Origin of the sequence: Flavobacterium sp., assembly GCF_031409475.1 — a bacterium.
Taxonomy (GTDB): Bacteria; Bacteroidota; Bacteroidia; order Flavobacteriales; family Flavobacteriaceae; genus Flavobacterium.
The window spans coordinates 24,219-50,924 of sequence record NZ_JANNXH010000023.1 but is presented as its reverse complement, the minus strand read 5'-3'; the positions used below and the strand labels follow the sequence as shown (position 1 = coordinate 50,924).

Below are 26,706 nucleotides of genomic sequence, written 5' to 3'. Positions count from 1 at the left end.
TATGAAGATACTTGTAGTAGATAACGAAACCAACATTCGCGAAGGCATTGTAGAGCTTATAAAAAACTTTTGCCCGTTTAAAGCGCAAGTATATGAAGCAAATGGCGTAGATTCAGGATTAAAATCTATTGCTGATATTAATCCGGATATTCTTTTTCTGGATGTAGAACTGGATGATGGGACAGGAATGGATTTACTGTCTAAAATAAACGAAATCAATTTCCATCTTATTTTTATAACGGCGCACAACAAATATGCTTTGGATGCTTTTCGATTTAGCGCCATTGATTTTTTATTAAAACCTATAAATCCAGAGGAATTAATTGAAGCTTTTGATAGAGTAAACAAACATATAAAAAATAGTTTTCTGCAAGATCAACTTCTGATAATGCAAGAGAGTTTGAACAAAATTACCCATAGAGAGAGAAAAATCGTACTCAAAGACAGTAATTCTATCTATTTTGTCAACGTTAATGAAATTATCCGATGCGAATCAGACGGACAATACACCGAGTTTTATATCGAAAACACAAAAAAAATCGTCATTTCTAAATCTTTAAAAGAGTACGAAGAAATGTTAGAATTGTACGGTTTTATTCGTCCACATCATTCTCATTTAATCAATACCCATAAAATTTTACGTTTTGACAAAGTGGATGGAGGCAGTTTGATAATGCAAAACAATGATGAAGTTCCAGTTTCTCATAGAAAAAAAGCACAAATACTACAAATTTTAGATTCACTATAGTTTTACTTTTTTGTTATAAACGATAATTGATCCAATCACTTTTTGAAAAATAGGTTACAGTTATCAAGTCATTTGAATCGTTTGTATATGTGTTAATTTTTCGGTTTATATAAGTATGATTTTTGAGTAAACTTTAAATCTACTCATTATGAAAAAATTATTACTTTTTACTTCGATTTTGCTTGCATTTACTTCAAACGCACAATTTAGACTTGTAAGACAATTGAGTAATCAACCAGATTATGGACCAAGTGGTTTTCTTGAATATAATGGTAAATTATATTTTAAAGATTCTAATTCAAGTTATGTTTGGTATTCAGATGGAACCACAGCTGGAACTCAACAATTAACATTAAATGGTAATCCCCCAACTCAATCTGGAGTGACAAATGGAATTGTTGCTACTACTAAGGTTTTTAATGTTGTAAAAAACGGAGAGTTATTTTTTCAAGGCAATACAACATTTGGACAAACGGATATTTATAAATTGACATCTACAAGCTTAACAAATGCTGTCGTAGCTACTACTTTAGATAATAATTTATATCCAGGTTTAAGCTCAGCTTTTTTTTATCCGGAACTTATAAATAATTCAATTGTATTTTCTCCTGCAAATCCAAATCTTACTGGAGTAGGTGTTGAACCAGCTTACTATGATGGAGCTAATCTTGGATTTTTGAAGAATATAGGCGTTGACCTTCCTAATAGAAGAGGTTCTTATCCTATTTTTGGAGATAAACTGAATGGGTATCTTTATTTTTCGGCAACTGACGGAACTTATGGAACAACAGGTCGAGAATTATATAGGACTGATGGTACTGCAGCGGGAACTGATCTTTTTCTAGATTTAAATACGGGTATTACAGATAGCAATCCTACTAATATTAATTTGTTAGGAAATCAATTAACTTTCGTTGGTACACATCCTACATTAGGAAGAGAATTATTTAAAACAAATGGGAACATAAGTAATTTAATATTGATAAAAGATATTAATACAGCTGGTGATAGTAATCCGTCAAATGTTGCTAATGTTGGTGGAACTCTATATTTTTCAGCCACTAACGGAACTTCGGGACAGGAGCTTTGGAAATCAAATGGGACAAATTTAGGAACTGTTTTAATAAAAGACATTAATGCTACAGGAGATAGTAATCCAAATAACTTTACACAAGTTGGTTCAGATATTTATTTTACTGCTGACGATGGTATTAATGGTATTGAATTGTGGAAAACAAATGGGACTTCATTAGGAACAGTTTTAGTAAAAGACATAACTCCTTCTGGAAGTACTGTTTTTAGTGATTTTATTTTGTATAACAACAAATTGTTTTTTATTGCTACTACAAGCGCTTATGGAAGAGAATTGTGGTCTTCAGACGGAACAAGCACCGGAACCATTGTACATGAATTAAATGCTGGAGCTTTTTCTAGTGAAACTAAAAATATTTTTCTGTATAACAATGAATTATATATAGCTACACGTGGGCCAAGCTTCGGGACAGTCCTACATCTATATGCTTATATGGATCCAGCTTTATCAACTAATAAATTTCAATTATCTGACAAAGCAATTGCATTATTTCCTAATCCTTCAAAAACTTATTTCGAATTATTGGGAGAAGTAACAATTGAGAAAGTACAAGTCTATTCAATGTTAGGGCAATTAGTAAAAACATTCGAGAAACAAAATCAATATGCAATTACTGATATAGCAAAAGGGAATTATATTGTAAAAATAAACACAGCCGATGGGGAGTTAAGTAAAACGTTGATAATTGAATAATCAATTTTAGAAATTGTTGTTGGGGTTTAATTAGATAGAAAACATTTTTCTTGAGGTGTTTTCTATCTTTTTTTAAAAAGAAAAAAAATATAAACTATGTACAGAGACCTTAATAAATTTCTAGAAGTTATTATATTTTCCTTTTTTGCTTCTAGTGTTTATTTAACATTTAGCTCTAGTTGGTTGGCAAAAACCATCAATCAATTGCAAATGCAACTTTGTGCAATCGTGAAATTTTCGCCAGCAATTACTGTTTTCTTAATTTCATTACTACCAATTTTATGGGCTTTTCGGCAAAAAAAGATACTACCAAAAAAATTATTGAAAACTAAATTTTCATGAAACCTCTCGTCTCTTTTATCGAAAAATATCGTTTGGAAATTTTATTACTACTATTATATTCGTCATTTGCAATAGTAATAATCCTAGTTTGCATCTAAAAATTTAAGAACTCTAAATATTAAACCACAGGCACTTTCATATCATACCCTAAAATAAAATAGGCATTATTATTGAATTCGAAATCACCAATAATTGTCCATTTAAGTTTTTCGGTGTGGGCTTTTGTCGAAGGAATATTGTTTTTGTTGATAAAAGTCAAACTCAACGGATAGCGTTTTACAATATGAATTCGCATAAACTCAAACAGCGTATTTATCAATCCTTGACCACGGTATTTTTTGTCGATACAAATTGGTCCATACTGAAAACTGCTTGTAGTTGTAATCTCGAAATCTAAAAAAGAGAGTTTAGGAAACAACGTTATCATGTACTCAAAAATAGGATATTGACTAAAAAAATCCCAACTTTCGGCAAAAATATAAGCAATTACTTTGTCGCTGTCTTTAGCCAGAAACAAACCTTCGTTATTGATTACAAAACTCAATTGTTCAACAGAAAAAGGCGTGGTTACAAAGCCAGCTTTCTTTTCTTCCTCCGTTAAATTTGATACGAGATATAGTTTTTGTAAAGCTAAAACACCATCAATGTCACTTAATTTTGCTACTTGGAGTTGTAGGTTATTCATCATTATTGTTTAAATTAGTCATGCAAAAATAGGACAAATTATTTTGGGTATAAATATTTTAGTACATTTGATAAAAATTAAATATTATGGCAACTATTCAAGATATTCAATTTGAGAATGATGCAAATGGAACTCCACTTTTTGTAAAGATAAATCTCCAAAAATACGGCTCGCAATTGGAGCCATTTCTAAAACAAATTGGAGTTTTAGAAGAAAAGGATGATTTTGATTCCGAATGGGATAATGCAGTTACGTCTGAAGAGTTTTTAAAAAGAGCAATTGACACCATCAAAAAATTGCCTTGGAAAAAATAACCGTTTCCTATACAAACTATGTTCAAGATTATTTTGACGAATTAGTTGTAACCCTTTTTGATAAAGAATATTTCAGTTATCAAGAAAACGCGATTAATTATGTTCAAAAATTAGTCTTTTATATTGAAGAGAATATAGATGTGTTACCTCACAAGAAATCTCCAAAAACATTCCTGAAATATGGTAATTTTTATATTTTTTACCAGTCTAATAATCGAACTACTTGGTATATTTTCTTTTCTAAAAAGAATAAAAAGTATTTGATTAAACATCTTACAAACAATCACATTTTCGAAGCTAATTTTTTAAATATACTCCAATCAAATGAGTAAAAACATCATCATCACAGGAACTTCTAGAGGAATTGGTTACGAATTGGCTTTGCAGTTTGCAAATGCGGGACATCATGTTTTAGCGATTTCCAGAAAAACACCTCAAGCTTTATTGGGCAACAAAAAAATCACTTGTCTTGCTGTCGATTTATCTAATGAAAACGAAATGCAAACAGTTCAAAATTTCCTTTCTCAATCATGGAAACAAGTCGATATTATAATTCACAATGCTGGAAGTTTATTGCTAAAACCGTTCTCCGAATCTACTCAAGAAGATTTTGAGAACATTTACAAAGTAAATGTGTTTGGTGTGGCCAATTTGACTCGTGCGTGTTTGCCGTATTTGCAAAAAGGCTCTCACGTGGTTACTATAAGTTCCATGGGTGGAATTCAAGGAAGTCTCAAATTCGCTGGGCTTGCAGCTTATAGTTCCAGTAAAGGTGCTGTTATTACCTTGTCAGAATTACTCGCCGAAGAATATAAGGAAAAAGGAATTGCCTTTAATGTTCTAGCGCTTGGAGCAGTACAAACCGAAATGTTGCAAGAGGCTTTTCCGAGTTACGAAGCACCAATTTCTGCTCAAGAAATGGCAAATTATATTTTTGATTTTGCCTTAACTGGGAATAAATATTATAACGGAAAAGTACTTCAAGTTTCATCAACAAATCCATAAACATGAAATTATTTTTGTATTATGTACCAGCTTAAAACTTATAAAAATGACAAAAGTAAACGCCATACAATTATTCGAAAATAAAAAAGTTAGATCCATTTGGGATGCTGAACAAGAAAAATGGTATGTTTCTATTGTTGACGTAGTTGCTGCTTTGACTGATAGTCCAAATCCAAACAATTATTGGAAAGTTTTAAAAAATAGACTTAAAAAAGAGGGTAGTCAGTTGGTTACAGATTGTAACCAACTGAAAATGGAATCTTCAGATGGAAAATTTTACAAAACCGATGTCGCTGATACAGAACAACTTTTTAGACTAATTCAGTCTATTCCTTCTCCAAAAGCAGAACCATTTAAACTTTGGTTGGCGCAAATTGCATCCGAAAGATTAGACGAAATGCAAGACCCTGAACTCACCATTGATAGAGCTTTAGAACAATATTTGCAATTGGGATATTCTGAAAACTGGATAAATCAACGATTAAAAAGCATTGAGGTTCGTAAAGAACTTACCGATGAATGGAAAAGTAGAGGTTTGAAAAAAGGACAACAATTTGCCACTTTAACAGATATTATTTCTAAATCTTGGTCTGGAAAAACGACCAAAGAATATAAAGTTCTGAAAGGATTAAAAAAAGAAAACCTTCGGGATAATATGACAAATACCGAATTGATTTTGAATATGTTAGCCGAAGCATCGACCAAAGATATTTCGCAAGCGGTAAACCCTGAAACTTTTGAGGATAATAAAAAAGTGGCAAAACAAGGTGGAAATGTTGCCAAAGTTGCCATGAAAGCATTGGAAGCAAAAACAAACAAAAAAGTGGTAACAGGATTAAATGCTAAATCTTTATTGGAAGCTAATAAAAAGATTGACAATTGAGCGAAACCCTTTCAAAATACCTGCCAGAACATTCTGTAAAACCAGTTTTTGACCTGATTGTAGCCAATCAAGTGCATCTCAAAATCGTGAACGAACGCGTAACTCGACACGGTGATTATCGAAAAGGATTGAGCGGAAAACACGAAATTACGGTCAACGCCAGTTTGAATAAATACAAATTCCTAATTACGTTGGTTCACGAAATTTCGCATTTGGTTGCTTTTGAAAAATTTGGTCGCAATATCAAACCACATGGTAATGAGTGGAAACATTCCTTTCAACGATTGATGGTTCCGTTTATTCGCCCAGAGATTTTCCCCAATCATTTATTACCATTGTTGGCTCGACATTTCAAAAACCCTGCAGCAAGCAGTGACACTGACGCCACTTTGTCATTGGCTCTCAAACAGTTTGATGAACAAAACGATAAAAACTATATCTTTGACATTCCCTACGGAAGTGTTTTTAGAATTCATAACGGAAAAATATTCAAAAAAGGAGCTTTAAGAACCAAAAGATTTGAATGCTTAGAAATAAACTCAGGAAGAACCTATCTTTTTAATCCCAATGCTGAGGTGGAATTATTGCCGAGTTGAGGTTTAATGCTATAATTTAAAAATCAAAAATTCAATTATTAAATAAGAGTAATGATAAAAAGCACATTCGAATTTTTAATGATTTCAGGAGTATTACTTGGAATTATTTTTATAGTTTCCACACAATTTTCTAAAAACGGAAGGGATAAATCTATCATTTATTTGAATTTAGTAGTTTTATTTATAATACTCAATAATCTACAAGCATTTTTACTCGAAACCCTTTTTACTGATGCCAATTTTTTTATTCACAAACTACAAGTCCCATGGTATGTTCTCATTTTTCCTTCTTTTTACACCTTTTTAATCTATTATTTAAAGATTGAAAAGAAGATTTCCTCATTTGTGTATGTTTCTATTTCACTATTTATTATTGAAATAGTTGTAAGGATATCTTTAATTCCAAATTATTTTAATGAAAAGAATAATTTTTTTATTGCAAAATATGTTCAAATAGAAGAAATTATAAACGCTTCCTATTCAATATTTCTTTTTATAAAAGCGTTTATTATTCTTTTTAAATATTCAAAATTATATCAAGAAATACTCACTTTTGATAATACAAAATGGCTTAAAAATTTCATGTTTCTGGGGTGTGTAGTTTTGCTCATGTGGGTTTGTGCGATATTATTAAATCTAGACAAAGCGTTAAATCCTCAAGTTTTTATTTATTATCCTTTGCGGTTAAGTACTACGATTTTGCTGTATTGGGTAGGTTATCAAGGATTTTATAATTATTCATTAATGACTGAAAGGGTAAAATTACGAGCCGAAATTGCCAAAGAAAATATTGGTATTGTTTCTAATTTTAGTGCCAAAGAAATTCAAGAAGATAGATTCACCGCAATTAAAGAATATATCAAGAAAAATAAACGTTTTCTAGATCCTTTATTTAGCCTAGAATGTTTATCAGAAGAAATGGATATCAGTACCAGTAAATTATCATTGCTCATTAACCAAGAAAGCGGAAATAATTTCTCCGACTATATTAACATATTACGGGTAGAAAAGGCAAAAGATTACTTGATTAATAAAGATTATGCTGATTATACCATTGTAGCAATAGGTTTAGAATGTGGTTTTAACTCTAAATCAACATTTTACACTGCTTTCAAGAAATTTACTAATACTACGCCTACCGACTACAAAAAGCAAAAAAGCACTACTGTCCTAAATTCTTAAATTTGTCCTAATTCTTACAAATTGGATAATCTCGGACAGTTTTTTTTGAATCTAATTTTAATTTTGAGTGTGAATTTAAAACTCAAAGTTATGAAAAACACGATCTTTTATTTACTCATTGTTTCGATTTTTTTGCAAGGTTGTTATAGCTACAAAACAATAGATTTAAACCAAACAAAATTACAAGAAGGCAAAATTTATAAAATTAAACAAGAAGATAAATTTGTAAAAGCAACTCTAAAAACGTTAAACGTTAGTACAACAACTTTTTTGGTGGGTAAATCCGAAAAACAAATTCCCATTACAAGTATTAAAGAAATTAAAGTTAAGAAGTTTTCGGTTTTGAAAACGGTTAGTTTATTTCCTATAACTATTGCCGTTATTGTAATTGGTTTTACTGCAACATATAACGGACCTCAATTGGGTCCAATTCAATTCCCTAATTAATATACTTATCGATTAAATGTAAAGAAAAATATTTTCAAGACTAATTTTAAAAAACTAAACTTATGAAAACAACAATTTTATTCTTACTATTTGTTATTCTTGCGGGATGCTCGAATGACAGTGATACTGAATATTTCGACAAAAATGTTCCTTATTACAAGTTTACTAATTCAGATTCTAATTATTTGATAGATTCTTTTAATACTATAGGCGAAGTAATATCTTATAAAAACCAAAACAATCAAATACTTAAATTTAAAGTAATGTCTAAAAAAATTGAAAGAGCGGAAGAAAGAACGGGATCTTTTTCTGGGGGAAATTTACTTAATTATTATTATGATATACAAAGAACAGAATTACTTTCAGTAGAGTATCCTTATGAACATTCAATCTTAAGAATGGATGTGAAAAAAAATAGTTCTACGGTAGTAATAGGTGGTTTTAATTTTCATTTATGGAATGGGTATGAAAATGAAGTGAATTTTAATTTATTATCCTCTCCAACTACAAGTTTAACGATTAATAGTATTATTTATAATAAAGTAATTGTAGTTGAGTCAAAAAACAATTATGCATTTCCTAATGATTATTACCCCAAAAAGGTTAACAAAGTCTTTTATGATATCAATAAAGGTATTATTGGATTTGACGATTTAGACAATAACCAATGGAGGATACAGAATTAGCAAGTCCAATTTTTACTCCACTAAATAAATTACTGCAAAAAAGGGTTGCTACAGCATTAGCAACCCAATAAATAGACCAATAAACAATTTTATTAATCAAAAAATCAAAACAAAAGTATGAAAATTTTTCATTATTTTATTTTGGCTTTTATACTTTGTATTAAAGTCAATGCACAAACTGTTCCAGCGGGCCAAAATATAAGTTTAGACCAGCAATTGTCTAATGTAAACCTGTCGAGTGTTACAAGTGGTATTATTTACGAAAGAGTGATGCAAATATCTAATTTGTATAATTTTAATCAATCAACTACTTTTAACACAGCCAATTTTAGCTATTTCAAGCAGTCTTTGATGGAAATGAATAGAGCTAGTAACGGTTTGAAATTTAATACGTTGCAAAATTTTAAAAATATGATTGCTACTACAATATTAGATAGCGAGGTTGATGTTGCTATACTCAATACACAGTTTAATATACTCAATTATAATGAAGATAATCCTTCTCTTGGCGGTTTGACTTATAATCCTACAACTTTTAAATTTGCTCAAATTAGTGGAGCAGTACCTTTTTATATGTTACACAATACTGTTGTTTCTCCCACTAAAGATAATGTTTCAGGTTCTGCTGTAACTTACAAGATTAGGAATGATTTATTTTTTCAAAATGGTACTAAAACTATTAAAACTTTGACGGCTAATTTTGGGGATGGGGTAAATCGAACATTAATAAGTAATGGAATATTTACCAATCAAAATTGTATTGTAAATTATACTTCAAGTGGGGAAAAAATTAGTACTTACACAATTACTTATTCGGATAATACTACGCTTACAACTTATGGTAAGATATACTTTAATTATGTAAGCAATGATCCAATATACAGAACTCTAGCAATAAGTTGTTCTCCAAACACGCAAGATTTTGATTTGCAAGCAGACATTCCATTTACTGGATATGAAGTGGGAGATCCAACAATAAAAGCAAAAATAAAATACCGTATTTATTTTGCAAATACTGACCGAAAAATAAGAAAGCCTATCATCATTATAGATGGGTTTGACCCAGGCGATAAACGAAAATTTGAAGATTGTGATTGTGAAGCAGATAAAGATTGTGCTGACAAAAACACAACAAATGGAGTTTTTGACCCATTAAAACATCGAGCTATGGTTGATTTAATGGAATATTATGATTTAAATCAAACAAAGGTCAATCTGATACCACAACTTCGAGCTTTAGGCTATGATATTATTATGGTCAATCATCCTAAATATACAACGACTAATTTGCAAAATAATCAACAAGTTGCCATAGACGGTGGTGCTTATTATATAGAGAGCAATGCAATGGCATTGGTAAAATTGATTTCTCAAACCAAACAATTGCTTACTACAAATGGAAGCGCAAACCAAATAGCTATTGTTGGACCAAGTATGGGAGGGCAAATATCACGTTATGCACTAGCTTATATGGAAAAAAACAATATTCCTCATAATACCTATTTATGGATAAGTGTAGATAGTCCCCATCTTGGAGCAAATATTCCAATGGGAGATCAGTCATTGCTGAATCTTGCCAAGAAATTCAGTGATGAAGCCAAAGATTTCTATGAAAAAGATTTGGCTTCTCCAGCAGGACAGCAACAGCTAATAGAATTTCATAAAGAAAAATTAGAATATGTTACTCTTTTTGGCACAACTTTTCCAGTAAATAATTATCATTTAGTAGATCAAAATTATTTAAATGCACAAACTGCTTCACAAGGTTTACCTTTAGATCGAGGGAATTCCTATTTTCAGCAACATTATAACAATCAGAACTCTAATGGTTTACCTAACTCGCATGGGTGGCCAGTAAATTTAAGAAAAATTGCTTTAGTCAATGGTTCACTTTCTGGTTCTAAAGCAGCAGTTGCATTAAATGGGCAACAAATTACGCCTTTTGCAAACGATGGTGAAAAAGTGTTGAATTTGCGAGGGTTTCAAAGAATAACCATACCTCTTTTAATTGGTCAAACAACTATGAGAGTTCATATTGCTTCACTTGAAGTTAATTATATGCCTTTAGTAGGTAGCGAAGCTAGAATTGCAAGGTTAAAAAAACTTTTCGATGATAAGACGACAATTGCAACTAACATAAATTCAAGAGGGAATATGGATAATGTTCCAGGGGGATTTCTTGATGCCCAAAACCTAATTGCTGGGCCAATTTTAGGTAAAGACCCTGTGCCAGGAGTTAATTTATATAATACTAGTAATTGGTCATTAAGTAATATTTCTATTGAAAATATATTTAGGTCTATTAGCGAAAGATTGGGTGGATCATATTGGGATGTTGCTGCATTTAATCCAATTCATTCATTTATTTCAACTTTTTCGGCATTGGGACATTTACAACCCAATCAAAATTGGAGTAATCCATTAAATAGAAATTTGACTTGCTCTTCTAATATACTTACTCCTTTTGATAGTTATTTTGGCACAGATAAGAACTCGCAACATACTTCTTTTACAAAAGAAAGTGTCGATTGGTTGCTTAAAGAATTAGCAGGACAGCCACAAACTCCAACATTTCCTATTCAAGGTAATCAGCTAACAGGAGCTTCGGCAGTTTGTTTGGGAATGAATGCTACTTATACTTTTGCAGACATTTGTAAAATACCAAGTACAGCAACTTGGACAGTTACTTCAAATATTCAAATTGTTAGTTCGACAGGATATAGTTTAACAGTTAGTGGTTTGTCCGGTGGTAATGCAACAATTACAGCAACCTTTCAAAATGGTTTGACTTTTACAAAAACCATTTGGGTTGGTACTCCTAGCGCTCCCACATTTTTAAGAGGTCCTGCAGCAGTTACAACTGGAGCATTAGTAAATTATAGTGGAGGTACTTCTGTTGGAGCAACTTCGTATGAGTGGTGGCTGCCTTATCCTTATGATTCTGTAGATACTTTTGATTTTTATGGAAATAACTGGCAAAAACTAACCAATTATAGTGATACAAACTCAATTCAAGTATTTACAGGATTTGCTCAAAACTCGGGACTGATTCAATTTATGGGAAAAAACACTTGTGGCTGTGGTGGTGTTAAATCTATGGCGGTAAATCACGGGAGTATAGGACCAGGTGGTGGCGGTACACCAAGATTAGCAAATCCAGAAAATGCGTGGTACACGATTTATCCTAATCCAACTAGTGATATTATCAACATAGCATTAGTAAATGAAGCTCTAAAACCCGAAACGACATCAATAATTATGGCAGAACTTTATGACATTCAAGGGCAACCTAGAAGAAAAGTTCAAATAAAAAACAATATAGCCTCTATTAGTGTTGTGGGTTTACCAAAAGGGATTTATATCCTGAATATAAATATTGACGAAATGACAGAAGGTCATCAAATTATAGTTGAATAAATTTTAATAAATTTATTTCTTTATAGCGGTTTTAGTACAATTCTAAAACCGCTTTTTTATTTTCTGTTTGAACCAAATGATTTACTATTTTTGTAAAAAATGATTGCTACGTTCTGAACTGCAATCAGAATTTGCAATTACTATGAATAAAAATTATTACGCAATTTTAATGGCTGGTGGAGTTGGTTCTCGATTTTGGCCTGTTTCCACAGCTGATTTCCCAAAACAATTTCATGATATGCTGGGTTCTGGCGATACATTAATCCAGAAAACTTTCAGTAGATTATCAAAGTTAATTCCTGTCGAGAATATTTTGATTCTGACGAATGAAAAATACAATTCTATAGTTTTAGAGCAATTGCCATTGGTAAAACAAGAACAAGTTTTGCTCGAGCCAGCCATGCGAAATACGGCACCTTGTATTTTATACGCGTCTCTAAAAATTCAAAAGCAAAACCCAAATGCAGTTATGGTTGTTGCGCCCAGTGATCATTGGATTGAAGACGAAACAACATTTGTTCAAAATTTACAACAGTGTTTCGACTTTTGTTCTAGTGAAAATGCGTTGATGACTCTGGGTATTCAACCCACTTTTCCCAACACAGGTTTTGGTTATATTGAATACGATAAAACAAGTGTAAATCCAATAAAAAAAGTCTCTCAATTTAGAGAAAAACCCGATTATGAAACGGCAAAATTATTTTTAAAAAGCGGTAATTTCCTCTGGAATGGCGGTATATTTATCTGGAGTGTGAAAGCAATAACTGCTGCTTTTGAACAATTTCAACCACAAATGAATGCTTTGTTTTTAAAAGGACTAGAATCGTATAATACTTTTAACGAAAAATCTTTTATTGATGAAAATTATGTAAATGCAGAAAACGTCTCAATTGATTATGCTGTAATGGAAAAGGCCAAAAATGTATATGTTCTGCCTGCAACTTTCGATTGGAATGATCTTGGAACTTGGGGTTCGTTGCACGAAAAATTAGATAAAGATGAAAATAATAATGCCGTTGTAAACGCAACAGTTTTATTGAATAATTCATCAAGCAACATTATAAGTACTTCCAAGGATAAACTGGTAATTATTGATGGACTTGAAGATTATATTATTGTTGACAAAGACAACGTGTTATTGATTTATCCCAAAAGTAAAGAACAAGAAATAAAAGGAATTGTTTCACAATTAAAATAGTTAAATCACTTTAAGCAATCAGTTCAAATTGAATAAAAACGAAAATAAATTCCTTATTTACCTTGCTTTTGCAGCCATTTATATCATTTGGGGAAGCACTTATTATTTTATATTTTTAGGATTAAAAACGATACCACCATTTATGATGATGGGAATTCGATTTATAATATCTGGTTTGTTATTGTTTTTTATCCTTAAAATTCAAGGGAAATTAGCACAACCAAAACCAATTGATATTTTAAAAAACTCAATATACGGTACGCTATTACTTGTAGGAGGAACTGGCTCTGTAATGTGGGCTGAACAATATGTGCCTTCTGGAATTGCATCCATTGTGGTTTGTAGTTTGCCGTTTTGGTTTTTGGTTTTGGATTTTCCAAAATGGAAAGTAAACTTCTCAAATTTCAGTTCGTTATTAGGATTGGTAATTGGGTTTATTGGTGTTTATATTCTTTTTTCTGGAAATAATTCAGTTGTTTCCTCACGATTTGTTTTAGGAATAAGTGTAATAACTGTAGGTGGAATTATGTGGGCATTAGGCTCTTTGTTTTCAAGATATTTTCCAACCTCATTATCTACTTTGTTCAATGTTGCCATTCAGTTTGTAGGTGCAGGAATTATTTGTTCGGTAATTTCTTATTTTACGAATGAAACAGAAAATTTTAAACTTGCCGATGTTTCATTAGACTCTTGGTTGAGTACTTTGTATCTGGTCGTTTTTGGAGTTGTAGCTTATGTAGCTTATTTGTGGCTTATTACAAAGAGATCATTAATATTAGTGGGAACTTATGTATATATAAATCCTATAATCGCACTATTTTTGGGTTGGTTATTTGCCAAAGAAAAAATAAGCCAAAAAGAACTTTTAGCATTATTTATAATATTGCTAGGAGTTGTTTTAATAAATTATCGTGATTATCGTGCAAAATTAATAGAATTGAAAAAAAATAATTAACCTTTTAAATAAGCTTCTCGTACTTTTTTGAATAAATTTGAAGAGTAAACGAAATCAACTATTGCTTGGTTGTCGGTTCTAAAAATTTCTTCTTTAGTACCTTGCCATGCTTTCACTCCATTTTTCAGAAATAAAATGTTTTCACCAATTTCCATTACCGAGTTCATATCATGCGTATTTATTACTGTAGTAATATTATATTCTTCGGTGATTTCTTTGATAAGATTGTCAATCAATGTGGCGGTATTTGGGTCTAAACCAGAATTGGGTTCATCGCAAAACAAATATTTTGGGTTGTTTACAATTGCTCGAGCTATAGCAACACGTTTTTGCATTCCGCCTGAAATTTCGGATGGTAACTTATGGTGTGCATCAATAAGATTTACTCTTTTTAGCACAAAATCTACTCGGTCTTGTATTTCTGAATTGGAGTTTTTTGTAAACATTTTTAATGGAAAACCCACATTTTCTGAAACCGTCATGGAGTCAAACAAAGCACTTCCTTGAAAAACCATGCCAATTTCAGTGCGAAGTTCTCGTTTATCCTCTGGAGATAACTCGGAATAGATTCTGCCATCAAAACATATTGTTCCTACTTCTAAAGTGTGTATTCCGAGTAAACTCTTTAACAAAACTGTTTTGCCAGAACCACTTTGTCCAATAATTAAATTCGTTTTTCCAGTCTCAAAAACAGCCGAAACATTTTTAAGGACTTTACTATCACCAAATGATTTTTCTGCGTTTTTTACCTCTATCATGATCCTAATAACAATTGAGTTAGTATATAATTGAAAAGGATAATTGTAACTGAGGTCCAGACAAAGGCAACTGTACTAGCTTTTCCTACTTCGAGTGCTCCGCCTTTCATATAATAACCATGAAAAGATGGAATAGTAGCCAAAAGCATTGCGAAAATCAGCGTTTTTATAAATGCATACACAATATGAAACGGAATAAAATCGAGTTGCGCTCCATTTATAAATTCATCACTCGAGGTAAAACCACCATAAACACCAGCAATCCAACCACCAAGAATTCCTAAAAACATGGCAATTCCTATGACAAATGGATAAAGTAATAAGGCTATTATTTTTGGAAAAACAAGATAATTCAACGAGTTTACACCCATAACTTCAAGTGCATCAATTTGTTCTGTAACCCTCATAGTTCCTATGCTGGATGTAATAAACGAGCCCATTTTTCCTGCCATAATTACCGAGATAAAAGTGGGGGCAAACTCTAACACTATCGATTGACGAGTGGCAAAACCAATGAGGTATTTTGGAATCAAAGGATTAGTCAAATTCAATGCGGTCTGTATTGCAACAACTCCTCCAACAAAAAAGGATATGAAAGCCACAATCCCAAGTGAATTTATAATAATATCATCAATTTCCTTAAAGATAAGATGTTTCATAACCGACCATTTGGTCTGTTTAATGAAAATCTCTCTTAACATTAAGAAATATTTTCCTAATTGTGATATGTATCGAATGAGCATCATAGTTTTGCAAATAAAGGCTAAAGTAAAAAGAAGTTATGAGTTATGAGTTATGAGTCATGAGTTTTTTCAAATAATCAAATTAACTTTTCTTTCATTTTTTGTAATCTATAGTTTCTAATGAATTTGGCTTGCTCTTTTGTAACCAATAAAGGAGTTTTTGCTGATTTAGCTTTCCAAAAACCTTTGATGTAATCTATAAATAGTAATGGCTTTTTCTTCATCATCGCCAGTTTTGCAGCTGCAATTGCCGTGATAAAAAACCCGTAACCAAGTGTGTAAAACGCTTCGCCTTGTTTGTAACGAGCGGTTTTATTGTAGTTTGCGCCTGTTGGTTTTAAGTGTTTTACTTTTAGAGTTGCATCAGTTACTACTTTCCAATTGTAAAATTTACAAAGCAATTCATCCACAGTATCCCAACCCATTGCCGGTTTTAATCCGCCAATCTGTTTGAAAGTTTCCTTTCGGTAAGCTTTAAAAGCGCCACGAATGTGATCTTTATCGGTTAGGTTTTCAAGAATAAATTCACTGTTTTTTTCGATATAAGCAAATCCACCAACCATTCCTATTTTGTCGTCTGATTGAAAATGCTGGATAATGGTTTCAAAATAATTATTTGGAAAAATCAAATCGGCATCAGCTTTTACAATAAAATCATAAGCATCATCAAGACTTTCAAAACCTGTCTGAAACGCCTGAATCACTTTGCTTCCCGGAAGATGTAGGAGCGCTGAAGTTTTTTCTATTAAATCTATAAAAGGATATTTCGAAATAAAATCTAAAACAATTGGTGAAGTTGCATCGCTTGAATTGTCATTGACAACTACAATTTTAGTTGGTAAAACGGTTTGTTCTACCAAAGATTGGAGTGTCAAAGCGATGAAAGCTTCTTCGTTATGTGCTGGAATGACAATGTAATAGTTCATATTTTTTAATCTAAAATCGGAACTCTAAAATCTAAATTCTTTCGGCGTAAACAATATAATATCTTGGTGTAAAATAGCGCAATAAAGGCCTGAAACCAATTTTTTTTACGGGATGTGTAAATTTTTCACGAGCGGTAATTTTCCATCCTGTTTTTTCTAAAAGCCAGTCCAGTTGCCAATCTTCAAACTCGTGATAATGTCTGTCCCACAGATCTGTTTTACTTCGGTATGCTGTTGAAAACCACAATCGCAACGGAACTGAAATCAGCAATTTATCACATTTTACATTTTGCAAAATAGTGTAAGGATTCAATAAATGTTCGAAAATTTCAAAGGCTGTAAAAACGGTATAATCCTGAGTTTGCAAAGCAGTTTGATTGTTGTCTAAATCTTCGCCTGTGGTGTTTTTTACGGTATAGCCATTTGCTGACATTATTTTAGAAAATGGATTTGGAACACCTAAATCAAAAATTGTTTCAGAGGTTGCAACGTGTTTTTGTAAAAATTCTAAGGTGTGTTTGAATCTTTTATTAGGAAATGTTTTTTCGTACATGTTGTGTTTTTAGCCCCGATAGCAGTGGAAATCCTTATTGTTTTTTCTTTAAAAACAATAAGATTGCAACGAATAGCGGGAATAGCTTCTAAAAAAATTAATATCTATAAACAAATGCGTTGACATTCATTCCTGCGCCAACGGATGCAAAGATAATAACATCTCCTTTATGTAGTTCTTGATTTTCGATTTTTCCTTGAATTAATAGGTCAAAAAGTGTTGGTACAGTCGCCACACTGCTGTTTCCGAGTTCGTGAATGCTCATGGGCATGATGTCTTTGGGCGGAGTTTTGCCGTATAATTTGTAAAAACGGAGAATAATTGCCTCATCCATTTTTTCATTAGCTTGATGAATTAGGATTTTTTTTACGTCGTCTATGGCAATATTACTTTTGTCTAAACAGCTTTTCATCGCCGCTGGAACTTGGCTTAATGCAAATTCATAGATTTTTCGGCCGTACATTTTTATGTAACGTGTGTCGGGATCTAAATCTGGATTGTAGGATTTCCCGAAGAATAAATAACCTGCTTCTTCATAAGCGAAAGTGGCACTTTCGTAGGATAACATCCCGGTTTCGTCATCCGAAGCTTCAATAATTGATGCTCCAGCACCATCAGAATATATCATGGAATCTCTGTCATGTGCGTCAACTACTCTAGAAAGTGTTTCGGCACCAATGACTATACAACGTTTTGCCATGCCTGATTTTATAAAAGCATTGGCTTGAAGCACACCTTCTATCCAACCTGGGCAACCAAAAAGAATATCATACGCGACACATTTTGGGTTTTTTATTTGTAATTTATGCTTTACACGTGTGGCTAAACTGGGCACCATATCAGATTGAGTTGTCCCAAATTTTACATCGCCAAAATTATGAGCCAAAATGATGTAATCTATTGTTTCTGGGTCAATATTTGCATTTTCTATTGCTTTTTGCGATGCAAAAAACGCCAAGTCCGATGAATCTAAATGATCTTCAGCATAACGTCTGTGTTCTATTCCGGTAATTCCCTTGAATTTATTAATTACGACTTCGTTTGGATAACCAAAAGGAGTTCCGTCTTCATTTAAGAATACATGCTTATCAAAATCTGTGTTGCTTATTTTTTTTTCTGGAATGTAACTTCCTATCCCGCTTATCTTTATTTTCATCATTCTGTTTTCCAAATTACTAGGCAAAATTAAGTAAAAAAAACAATTATCAGCCACGACATTTAGTATGCGTGCATATAATAATGAAATAATCAATTTTTAGCGTTTAAAATGCGAAAAACGCAATTTATTGAATTTTTTGAGCGATTTTAATTTGCATAATGGTAGCAATGCTCAATGCTTGGGTTTTTATTTTTTCGGCTTTTTCTCCCATAAAATTTTCATCAACTGTTGCGAAAAAGTGGTTTAACCAAATTTTGAATAGCTCTGGAGTTAAAGGTTCTATATTGTCAATATCCAAATGAATTTGGGTCAAGTTTTTCACATAACCGCCAGTTCCTAAAATGGCTTGCGACCAAAAAGTGACTAAAATAGGTAAATGTTCTTCTAAATGAATTTTGACAACATCAGTAAAAATATAACTTATCGAATCGTCCGAAAGTAGTTTTTTATAGAATTCGTTAACAAGTAAATATAAATCCTCTTGGTTTTGTATGTCGTTCATTTTGAATGTTTAAAAGTTTAAAAAAGTATAAGGGTTTAAGGTTAATAGATACAACTTTAAACCCATAAACAATTTTAAACAAATCTAAAACTTATAGATAAGCTTCAATTGGAGCACAACTGCAAACTAAATTTCTATCGCCATACGCTTCATCAGCACGACGAACTGTTGGCCAGAATTTATTTTCTGCAATATAATCTAATGGAAATGCGGCTTGTTCACGAGTGTAAGGATAAATCCAATTATCAGTAGTAACCATCATTAAAGTATGAGGTGCATTTTTCAAAACATTATTTTTATCTTCAATTGTTGCTGCTTCAATTTCTTTTCTAATTGAAATCATAGCATCACAAAAACGATCTAATTCTTCTAGATTTTCACTTTCTGTAGGTTCAATCATTAGTGTTCCCGCTACCGGAAATGAAACCGTTGGTGCATGAAATCCGTAATCCATCAATCGTTTGGCGATATCGGTAACTTCAATTCCTTTTTCTTTAAATGGTCGACATTCCAAAATCATTTCGTGTGCTGCGCGACCCATTTCTCCAGAATACAACGTATCGTAATGTCCGTTTAACTTTTCTTTGATATAATTGGCATTTAAAATAGCATATTCAGTAGATTTTTTCAAACCTTCTGCACCCAACATACAAATATATCCGTAAGAAATTAAGCAAACTAAAGCTGAACCCCACGGAGCAGCAGAAATTGCTGTAATAGCATGTTCGCCACCAGTTGGAATTATAGGATTTGTGGGTAAAAACGGAACTAATTGTGGCGCAACGCAAATGGGACCAACACCTGGACCACCACCACCATGAGGAATTGCGAAGGTCTTATGTAAATTTAAGTGACACACATCAGCTCCAATTGTTGCAGGATTTGTTAATCCAACTTGAGCATTCATATTGGCACCATCCATATAAACTTGTCCGCCATTATCGTGGATAAGTTGTGTAATTTCTTTGATAGCACTTTCAAAAACGCCATGAGTTGATGGATACGTTACCATTAAACAAGAAAGATTGTCTTTGTGTAAAAGTGCTTTTTCACGCAAATCTTCTACGTCAATATTTCCGTTTTCTAATGTTTTTGTAACAACAACTTGCATTCCCGCCATGGCGGCCGAAGCCGGATTTGTTCCGTGTGCCGATGACGGGATTAAAGCAATATTTCTGTGATGATCGCCACGAGATTGATGATAAGCACGAATAACCATTAATCCTGCATATTCTCCTTGTGCACCAGAATTGGGTTGCAAAGTGGTACCAGCAAAACCTGTAATTACGTTTAATTGTTGTTCTAATTTAGTCAGCATTTCTTGATAACCTTGTGCTTGATCTAATGGTGCGAATGGGTGAATGTTATTCCATTGTGCCATGCTTAAAGGCAACATTTCTGATGCAGCATTCAATTTCATGGTACAAGAACCAAGCGATATCATAGAATGATTCAACGCTAAATCTTTGCGTTCTAACATTTTGATGTAACGCATCAAAGCCGTTTCTGAATGGTATTTGTTGAAAACGTCGTGTTGTAAAAAAGTAGATGTTCTTTCTAAATTCGATGGAATTTGAGTTCCGTCTTGTAATTCAGATAGTGTTGAAGCTTGTTTGCCAGTTGCTTCGGCAAAAATGGAAACTATTTTATTTATATCGGCAATACTTGTCGTTTCATTCAAAGAAATTGAAACGGTTTTTTCATCAACATAATAAAAATTCACTTCATTTTGTTCGGCAATTGTACGTACTTTTTTAGCATCAGTTTTGATAACGATTGTATCAAAATAAGCGGTATTAATTTGGTATAAACCTAATTTTTCTAATTCATTTGCCAAAGTTACTGCCGAAGAGTGGACTATATTTGCTATATATTGTAGACCTTTTGGTCCGTGATAAACGGCATACATTCCAGCCATTACTGACAATAAAACTTGCGCTGTACAAATATTTGAAGTTGCTTTGTCACGTTTGATGTGTTGTTCACGAGTTTGTAACGCCATACGAAGCGCCCGATTCCCGTTTGTATCAACCGTAACACCAATAATTCTTCCAGGCATACTACGTTTGTATTCAGCTTTGGTTGCAAAAAATGCAGCATGTGGTCCGCCATAACCTAACGGAATTCCGAAACGTTGTGTAGTTCCAAAAACAACATCAGCACCCATTTCTCCTGGAGAAGTTAGTTTTACCAATGATAAAATATCGGCACCAACGGCAACTTTAATCTCGTTAGTTTTTGCTTTAGCAATAAATCCAGCGTAATCATTTACTTGACCAAATTTTCCTGGATATTGAAGAATTGCGCCAAAAAACGCTGCCGAAAAATCAAATTCTTCGTGATTTCCTATCACTAATTCTACACCAATTGGAGTAGAACGTGTTTGTAAAACCGATAGCGTTTGTGGTAAAATTTCTTCAGAAACGAAGAATTTATTCACGTTATTTTTCTTTTGGTCGCGAGTACGAACATCGAATAATAACGCCATAGCTTCGGCAGCAGCTGTACCTTCGTCAAGAAGAGATGCATTTGCGATTTCCATTCCAGAGAGTTCAATAACCATAGTTTGAAAATTCAAAATCGCTTCTAAACGTCCTTGTGCAATTTCTGCCTGATATGGTGTGTATGCAGTGTACCAACCTGGATTTTCAAAAACATTTCTTTGAATCACAGCAGGAATAATCGCTTGGTTGTATCCCAAACCAATATAGGATTGAAACATTTTATTTTTATCGCCTAGCTTTTTTATGTGATTTGCAAATTCGTATTCGGTCATTGCAGGTTCTAAATCTAAATCTGCTTTTAAGAGAATATCACTCGGAATAGTTTCAAAAATCAGTTGGTTCATTGTTTCAGCACCAATAGTTTTTAACATATATTGTAGGTCGTTTTCACTTGGACCAATGTGGCGTAATGCAAATGCGTCTGTTTTCATAAAATCTGAGAATGTGTTGTATTCGATTGCAAAAATAAATATTAATCTGCTAACATAATGCTTTTTTACAATCGTTTTTCTGTTGATTTTTCAACTAATTCCGATTCTTATTAACACTTTGATTATTTTTGTTGAATGAAGGTTTTTAAATATATTCTTGATTTGTACATTAATGCTAGTATTCACGTTGCGATTGCGGTTTTTTCATTGATTCAACTAACGAAATATGCGTTAAACAGTTCTACAAATACGAATCTTGATTTTTTCATTTTTTTTGGAACTATTCTAGGGTATAATTTTTTAAAATATTTCGAAGTTTTTTGGAAACAGGTTTTTACTTTCAAGAAAAATTATGCCATCCTACTTGTAAGTTTGACGGCAATTATAGGAATGTTTTTTTGTTTTTTTCAATTAGAAAAAATAATTCAATTAGAATTTATAAAAATTGGATTATTGGTCTTAATCTATCCGTTTATTAGAAAATTTGGACTAATTAAAATGATTTTTGTGAGTTTATGTTTGACTTTGATTACAGTTTATATTCTAGAAATTAATCACAATTACATTTATCTGTTTCAAAGATTTGCAATTATTTTCTGCTTGTTGATTCCTCTAGAAATTTGCGATTTTGAAGTTGATTCAAAAACTATAAAAACGTTACCGAAAATTATAGGAATTCAGAATTTGAAGGTTTTGGGTTATTTATTATTGGTTTTATTCTGTACTTTGGATTTTTTATTTTTTAAATTAAATCTCACGATAGATTTTGTTATTGCAATTGTTATTGCCATTTCAATCTTTTTTTCAAATGAAAATCGGTCAAAATATTATACCAGTTTTTGGGTAGAAAGCGTGCCTGTTTTTTGGCTATGCTTATTAACATTCACCAAATAAATACTAATATTGGTGAACATAATCACCAATATTAGTATTTATTTGGTGAATATAATCACTAAAAACATATAAAATTTGGTGATTATAAATATTATTTATATGTTTGTGAAAATTTAAAGTAATGATTTCTAGAAGATTATTAGAAAATGTAAAGTCAAGACTCAATAAAGGCAAAGTAATTGTCTTGATTGGGCCACGTCAAGTTGGTAAAACAACAATGATAAACGCTTTGTTAAAAAACGCACCGTATCTATTTCTTGACGGTGATGATTCGTCAGTTTGTGATGAATTGTCAAACGCAAATACCGAAACGCTGAAAAATATTATAGGCGATTATAAATATGTTTTTATAGACGAAGTGCAACGCATTCCGAATATTGGCTTGAAGTTGAAAATTATGGTCGATCAAATCAAAACGGCTCAGATAATTGTCAGCGGTTCATCGGCATTGGATATTGGAAATTTGACCCAAGAGCCGTTAACAGGCCGCAAATTTGAGTTTCAAATGTTTCCGATTTCTTGGAATGAATTTGAAGGGAACGTAGGATATATGAAAGCCCAACAACAATTAGAATTGAGGATATTATACGGCATGTATCCCGATGTAATTAATAATTTGGGTAATGAATATGAAATTCTTAAAAATTTGGTTTCTAGTTATTTATACAAAGATATTTTAGCGTTAACAGGAATAAGAAAATCAGATGTTTTAGAAAAAATTCTTCAAGCATTAGCGTTACAAATCGGTAGTGAAGTAAGTTATAACGAAATTGCGCAATTAGTTGGCGTTGATAAAAACACGGTTAATAATTACATAAATTTATTAGAGAAAAGCTATGTAATTTTTAAATTAAATAGTTTTTCTAGAAATGCTAGAAACGAAATAAAAGCCAATAGAAAAATTTATTTTTATGATAATGGCGTTCGGAATATGTTGATAGGAAATTTCAATAATTTAGCATTGCGGCAAGACAAAGGCGCATTGTGGGAAAACTTTATGGTTTCCGAAAGAATGAAGTTGTTGAGTTATGAAAACAGCAACAAACAACCCTATTTTTGGCGTACAACACAACAACAAGAAATTGATTATATCGAAGTCGATGCTGACGAAGTTGATGCTTTTGAAATAAAATGGAAAGTTAAAAAAGCAAAATTACCAAAAAGTTTTTCGGATTATTACAAGGGAAGTTTTGAGATTATAACAGCGGATAGTTTCAGAGATTTTTTGAAGTAGGAAGTTTTGAATAACCCTGTCAGAGTTTTAAACTCTGACAGGGTTTAAAATTATAAAAGTCCAGCTCTTTTCAGCAAAGCATCCGCTTTTGGTTCTTGACCACGAAATCGTTTATACAATTCCATTGGCAATTCGGTTCCGCCTTTAGAAAGTACATTGTCTTTGAATTTTGTAGCAACTTCTTTGTTGAAAATGCCTTTTTCTTGGAAATAGGCAAACGCATCCGCATCCAGAACTTCTGCCCATTTATAGCTGTAATATCCTGAAGAATATCCACCAGCAAAAATGTGTGAAAAGGAAACCGACATACAATTTTCGGCAACATCAGGATATAAAGTTGTGCCTTCAAAAGCTGCTTTTTCAAATGCTTTTATGTTGGTAATTTGGTTTGGATTGTTGCTATGGAAAGCCATGTCTAACAATCCAAAACTAATTTGACGCAACGTTGCCATTCCTTCTTGAAAACTCGCACTTTCTTTGATTTTTTCGACATATTCTTGCGGAATAATCTCACCAGTTTCGTAATGTTTGGCGAAAATTGCCAATGCTTCTGGTTCGTAACACCAGTTTTCCATAACTTGGCTAGGTAATTCTACAAAATCCCAATAAACTGATGTTCCTGACAAACTTGGATAAACCGTATTGGCCAACATGCCATGCAATCCGTGACCGAATTCGTGAAATAGAGTGGTTACTTCATTGAAAGTTAATAAAGATGGTTTGGCTTCCGATTTCTCGGAAGTGACAATTGGTGGAGTAAAATTACAAACATTAGAAATATGTGGTCGTTCGTTTACTCCGTTTTTAATATGCTGTGATTTGAAACTCGTCATCCAAGCGCCATTTCGTTTTCCTTTTCTTGGGAAGAAATCGGCATAGAAAATGGCAACCAGTTCGTTGAATTCGTCTTTAACTTCATAAGTTGTAACGTCGGAGTGGTATTTATCAATATCGAAAACTTCGGTAAATGTTAATCCGTATAATTTTTGGGCAATTGTAAAAGCACCATTTAAAACGTTTTCTAATTGAAAATAGGGTTTTAGTTTTTCGTCATCTAAATTGAATAGTTTTTGTTTCAATTTTTCTGAATAATAAGAACCGTCCCATTTTTCGAGTTGTTCAATTCCGTCTATTTCTTTGGCGAAAGCTGATAATTGGGCAAATTCACGTTCGGCTGCAGGTTTTGCTTTTATCAATAAATCATTCAGAAACGATTTTACTTTATCTGGATTTTGCGCCATTCTTTCTTCTAAAACAAAATGCGAATGGGTTTCGTATCCTAATAAATTGGCTCTTTCGAAACGTAATTTCGCAATCTTCAACGTGATTTCCTGATTGTCAAATTCGTTATTTTGAAATGCTTTTTTTCCAGCTGCGATAGAAATTTCTTTTCGCAATTCACGATTTTCAGCATAAGTTACAAATGGTAAATAACTTGGCATATCTAAAGTAAAAACGTAGCCATCTAAATCTTTGTTTTTTGCCAAAGCTTTAGCAGCTTCGATTGTTCCTTCTGGTAAACCTTTTAAATCATTTTCGTTGGTAATATGCAATTGATAATTATTGGTTTCTGCCAAAACATTTTCACCATAAGTCAGTTTTAACTTTGCGAGTTCTGTGTCAATTTCACGAAGTTTTGCTTTTTTTTCTTCGGATAATAAAGCACCGTTTCTAGAAAAACTTTTGAATTTTTTGTCTAGTAAAGTCGCTTGTTCTGTAGATAAATTTAAACTGTCTTTTTGTTCGTAAACGGTTTTTATTCTTTTAAATAAATTTTCGTTTAATGTAATGTCGTTGCTAAATTCAGTTAACAAAGGTGTTACTTCTTGTGCGATTTTTTGCATTTCGTCGCTGGTTTCTGCTGAATTCAAATTGAAGAAAATAGAAGATAATCTATCCAAAGCATCTCCTGAAAAATCCAAGGCTTCGATGGTGTTTTCGAATGTTGGAGCAGCTGGATTGTTTATTATGGTGTCGATTTCTATTTTTGCGGAAGCGATATTTAGTATAAATGCGGGTTTATAATCTTCCATTTTTATTTGAGAAAATGGTGCTGTATCGTATTTTGTGTTGAATGTTTGGGTTAGGGACAAGTCGCGACTTGTCCGTACTGATGATTGATTATGGTTCATTTTAAAAATATCATTTGTTATTTGCAAGAAGTCATAGCCCAGATAGCGGTGGAAATCCTTTTATTTTTTTCTTTAAAAAATTAAAGATTGAAACGTATAGCTGGAAATAGCTCCTAAAAAAATTATTTTTTTAAATCTTCGGATGATTTATTTACGTTGTCTTTCAAACTTTCTTTGTAGGAAATAATTTTGTCTAAAATCGATTTGTTTGAAGAACCAATGATTTGAGCAGCTAGAATCCCAGCGTTTTTGGCACCATTTAAAGCTACTGTTGCAACCGGAACGCCACCAGGCATTTGAAGAATCGACAAAACTGAATCCCAACCATCGATGGAATTGCTTGATTTTACAGGAACTCCAATCACGGGCAACGGAGACATGGATGCAACCATTCCTGGCAAATGTGCAGCGCCGCCAGCTCCAGCAATAATAACCGAAATACCTCGAGTGTGGGCGTTTTTGCTAAAATCGAATAATTTTTCGGGTGTTCTGTGTGCCGAAACAATATCGACTTCGGTTTCTATATCAAATCCTTTTAAGATGTCGATGGCTTCTTGCATGACTGGCATGTCGGAAATGCTTCCCATTATGATGGCTACTTTCATTTTTTTTGATTATTTAAGCAT

The 26,706-nt window shown here is 32.5% G+C and carries 25 protein-coding genes; 15 read left to right on the top strand and 10 right to left on the bottom strand.

The window, feature by feature from the left end:
• The first annotated feature begins 1 nt into the window (after window position 1).
• A complete protein-coding gene (locus RMO53_RS04660; RefSeq protein WP_310378488.1) occupies window positions 2-748 on the top strand; it encodes a LytTR family DNA-binding domain-containing protein in 747 nt (248 codons plus the stop codon).
• A gap of 148 nt (window positions 749-896) precedes the next feature.
• Window positions 897-2,534: an ELWxxDGT repeat protein gene (locus tag RMO53_RS04655; RefSeq protein WP_310378486.1), complete on the top strand. Its 1,638-nt coding sequence runs from the start codon at window positions 897-899 to the stop codon at window positions 2,532-2,534.
• Between the two features lie 460 nt (window positions 2,535-2,994).
• Here the strand turns inward: RMO53_RS04655 and RMO53_RS04650 are convergent, their stop codons facing one another.
• On the bottom strand, window positions 2,995-3,561 hold the full coding sequence (locus RMO53_RS04650; RefSeq protein ID WP_310378485.1) for a GNAT family acetyltransferase: 567 nt from the start codon (window positions 3,559-3,561) through the stop codon (window positions 2,995-2,997).
• An 86-nt stretch (window positions 3,562-3,647) separates the two neighbouring features.
• Between RMO53_RS04650 and RMO53_RS04645 the strand changes: the two genes are divergently transcribed.
• The 11 genes from RMO53_RS04645 (at window position 3,648) to RMO53_RS04595 (ending at window position 14,244) form a co-directional block, all read left to right on the top strand.
• Window positions 3,648-3,875 carry a hypothetical protein gene (locus RMO53_RS04645; RefSeq protein WP_310378483.1) on the top strand — a complete coding sequence of 76 codons (228 nt, stop codon included), beginning with the start codon at window positions 3,648-3,650 and terminating at the stop codon, window positions 3,873-3,875.
• Window positions 3,863-4,207, top strand: coding sequence for a hypothetical protein (locus tag RMO53_RS04640; protein ID WP_310378481.1), 345 nt, complete (start codon window positions 3,863-3,865; stop codon window positions 4,205-4,207). The genes RMO53_RS04645 and RMO53_RS04640 overlap by 13 nt, the downstream gene beginning before the upstream one ends.
• Window positions 4,200-4,880 (top strand): SDR family oxidoreductase, encoded by a 681-nt coding sequence (locus RMO53_RS04635; protein WP_310378479.1) that lies wholly within the window; start codon window positions 4,200-4,202, stop codon window positions 4,878-4,880. Before RMO53_RS04640 ends, RMO53_RS04635 begins: the two co-directional genes overlap by 8 nt.
• 46 nt (window positions 4,881-4,926) lie before the next feature.
• Entirely contained in the window at window positions 4,927-5,763 is an 837-nt protein-coding gene (locus RMO53_RS04630; protein WP_310378477.1) for a Bro-N domain-containing protein, read from the top strand.
• Window positions 5,760-6,359, top strand: a complete 600-nt coding sequence (locus RMO53_RS04625; protein WP_310378475.1) for a SprT-like domain-containing protein — start codon at window positions 5,760-5,762, stop codon at window positions 6,357-6,359. Before RMO53_RS04630 ends, RMO53_RS04625 begins: the two co-directional genes overlap by 4 nt.
• A gap of 51 nt (window positions 6,360-6,410) precedes the next feature.
• Entirely contained in the window at window positions 6,411-7,541 is a 1,131-nt protein-coding gene (locus RMO53_RS04620) for a helix-turn-helix domain-containing protein (protein ID WP_310378473.1), read from the top strand.
• A 90-nt stretch (window positions 7,542-7,631) separates the two neighbouring features.
• On the top strand, window positions 7,632-7,988 hold the full coding sequence (locus RMO53_RS04615; protein ID WP_310378470.1) for a hypothetical protein: 357 nt from the start codon (window positions 7,632-7,634) through the stop codon (window positions 7,986-7,988).
• Window positions 7,989-8,050: 62 nt separating this feature from the next.
• Window positions 8,051-8,674: a hypothetical protein gene (locus RMO53_RS04610; protein WP_310378469.1), complete on the top strand. Its 624-nt coding sequence runs from the start codon at window positions 8,051-8,053 to the stop codon at window positions 8,672-8,674.
• Between the two features lie 117 nt (window positions 8,675-8,791).
• Complete coding sequence (locus RMO53_RS04605) at window positions 8,792-12,091, top strand: T9SS type A sorting domain-containing protein (RefSeq protein ID WP_310378467.1); 3,300 nt, start codon at window positions 8,792-8,794, stop codon at window positions 12,089-12,091.
• 142 nt (window positions 12,092-12,233) lie between these two features.
• On the top strand, window positions 12,234-13,289 hold the full coding sequence (locus RMO53_RS04600; protein WP_310378465.1) for a mannose-1-phosphate guanylyltransferase: 1,056 nt from the start codon (window positions 12,234-12,236) through the stop codon (window positions 13,287-13,289).
• Between the two features lie 28 nt (window positions 13,290-13,317).
• Window positions 13,318-14,244, top strand: a complete 927-nt coding sequence (locus tag RMO53_RS04595; RefSeq protein WP_310378463.1) for an EamA family transporter — start codon at window positions 13,318-13,320, stop codon at window positions 14,242-14,244.
• Here RMO53_RS04595 and RMO53_RS04590 read toward each other — a convergent pair.
• The 7 genes from RMO53_RS04590 to gcvP all read right to left on the bottom strand — a co-directional run bounded on the left by RMO53_RS04590 (window position 14,241) and on the right by gcvP (window position 21,820).
• Window positions 14,241-15,002 carry an ATP-binding cassette domain-containing protein gene (locus RMO53_RS04590; RefSeq protein WP_310378461.1) on the bottom strand — a complete coding sequence of 254 codons (762 nt, stop codon included), beginning with the start codon at window positions 15,000-15,002 and terminating at the stop codon, window positions 14,241-14,243. The genes RMO53_RS04595 and RMO53_RS04590 overlap by 4 nt on opposite strands.
• Window positions 14,999-15,748 (bottom strand): ABC transporter permease, encoded by a 750-nt coding sequence (locus tag RMO53_RS04585; RefSeq protein WP_310378460.1) that lies wholly within the window; start codon window positions 15,746-15,748, stop codon window positions 14,999-15,001. The genes RMO53_RS04590 and RMO53_RS04585 overlap by 4 nt, the downstream gene beginning before the upstream one ends.
• A 74-nt stretch (window positions 15,749-15,822) precedes the next feature.
• Window positions 15,823-16,671 carry a glycosyltransferase family 2 protein gene (locus tag RMO53_RS04580; protein ID WP_310378459.1) on the bottom strand — a complete coding sequence of 283 codons (849 nt, stop codon included), beginning with the start codon at window positions 16,669-16,671 and terminating at the stop codon, window positions 15,823-15,825.
• Between the two features lie 31 nt (window positions 16,672-16,702).
• Complete coding sequence (locus tag RMO53_RS04575; RefSeq protein WP_310378457.1) at window positions 16,703-17,224, bottom strand: methyltransferase; 522 nt, start codon at window positions 17,222-17,224, stop codon at window positions 16,703-16,705.
• Between the two features lie 97 nt (window positions 17,225-17,321).
• Window positions 17,322-18,380, bottom strand: a complete 1,059-nt coding sequence (locus tag RMO53_RS04570) for a ketoacyl-ACP synthase III (RefSeq protein WP_310378455.1) — start codon at window positions 18,378-18,380, stop codon at window positions 17,322-17,324.
• Between the two features lie 127 nt (window positions 18,381-18,507).
• On the bottom strand, window positions 18,508-18,885 hold the full coding sequence (locus RMO53_RS04565) for a group III truncated hemoglobin (RefSeq protein WP_310378453.1): 378 nt from the start codon (window positions 18,883-18,885) through the stop codon (window positions 18,508-18,510).
• A 91-nt stretch (window positions 18,886-18,976) separates the two neighbouring features.
• Window positions 18,977-21,820, bottom strand: coding sequence for an aminomethyl-transferring glycine dehydrogenase (gene gcvP, locus RMO53_RS04560; RefSeq protein WP_310378451.1), 2,844 nt, complete (start codon window positions 21,818-21,820; stop codon window positions 18,977-18,979).
• A 135-nt stretch (window positions 21,821-21,955) separates the two neighbouring features.
• On the opposite strand from gcvP, the gene RMO53_RS04555 reads away from it, so the two are divergent.
• Both RMO53_RS04555 and RMO53_RS04550 read left to right on the top strand, forming a co-directional pair.
• Complete coding sequence (locus RMO53_RS04555; RefSeq protein ID WP_310378450.1) at window positions 21,956-22,714, top strand: hypothetical protein; 759 nt, start codon at window positions 21,956-21,958, stop codon at window positions 22,712-22,714.
• Between the two features lie 121 nt (window positions 22,715-22,835).
• Window positions 22,836-23,948: an ATP-binding protein gene (locus tag RMO53_RS04550; RefSeq protein WP_310378448.1), complete on the top strand. Its 1,113-nt coding sequence runs from the start codon at window positions 22,836-22,838 to the stop codon at window positions 23,946-23,948.
• Between the two features lie 50 nt (window positions 23,949-23,998).
• Here the strand turns inward: RMO53_RS04550 and RMO53_RS04545 are convergent, their stop codons facing one another.
• Both RMO53_RS04545 and purE read right to left on the bottom strand, forming a co-directional pair.
• Window positions 23,999-26,080, bottom strand: coding sequence for a M3 family metallopeptidase (locus tag RMO53_RS04545; protein WP_310378446.1), 2,082 nt, complete (start codon window positions 26,078-26,080; stop codon window positions 23,999-24,001).
• Window positions 26,081-26,202: 122 nt separating this feature from the next.
• Complete coding sequence (gene purE / locus RMO53_RS04540) at window positions 26,203-26,685, bottom strand: 5-(carboxyamino)imidazole ribonucleotide mutase (protein ID WP_310378444.1); 483 nt, start codon at window positions 26,683-26,685, stop codon at window positions 26,203-26,205.
• Window positions 26,686-26,706: the final 21 nt, after the last annotated feature.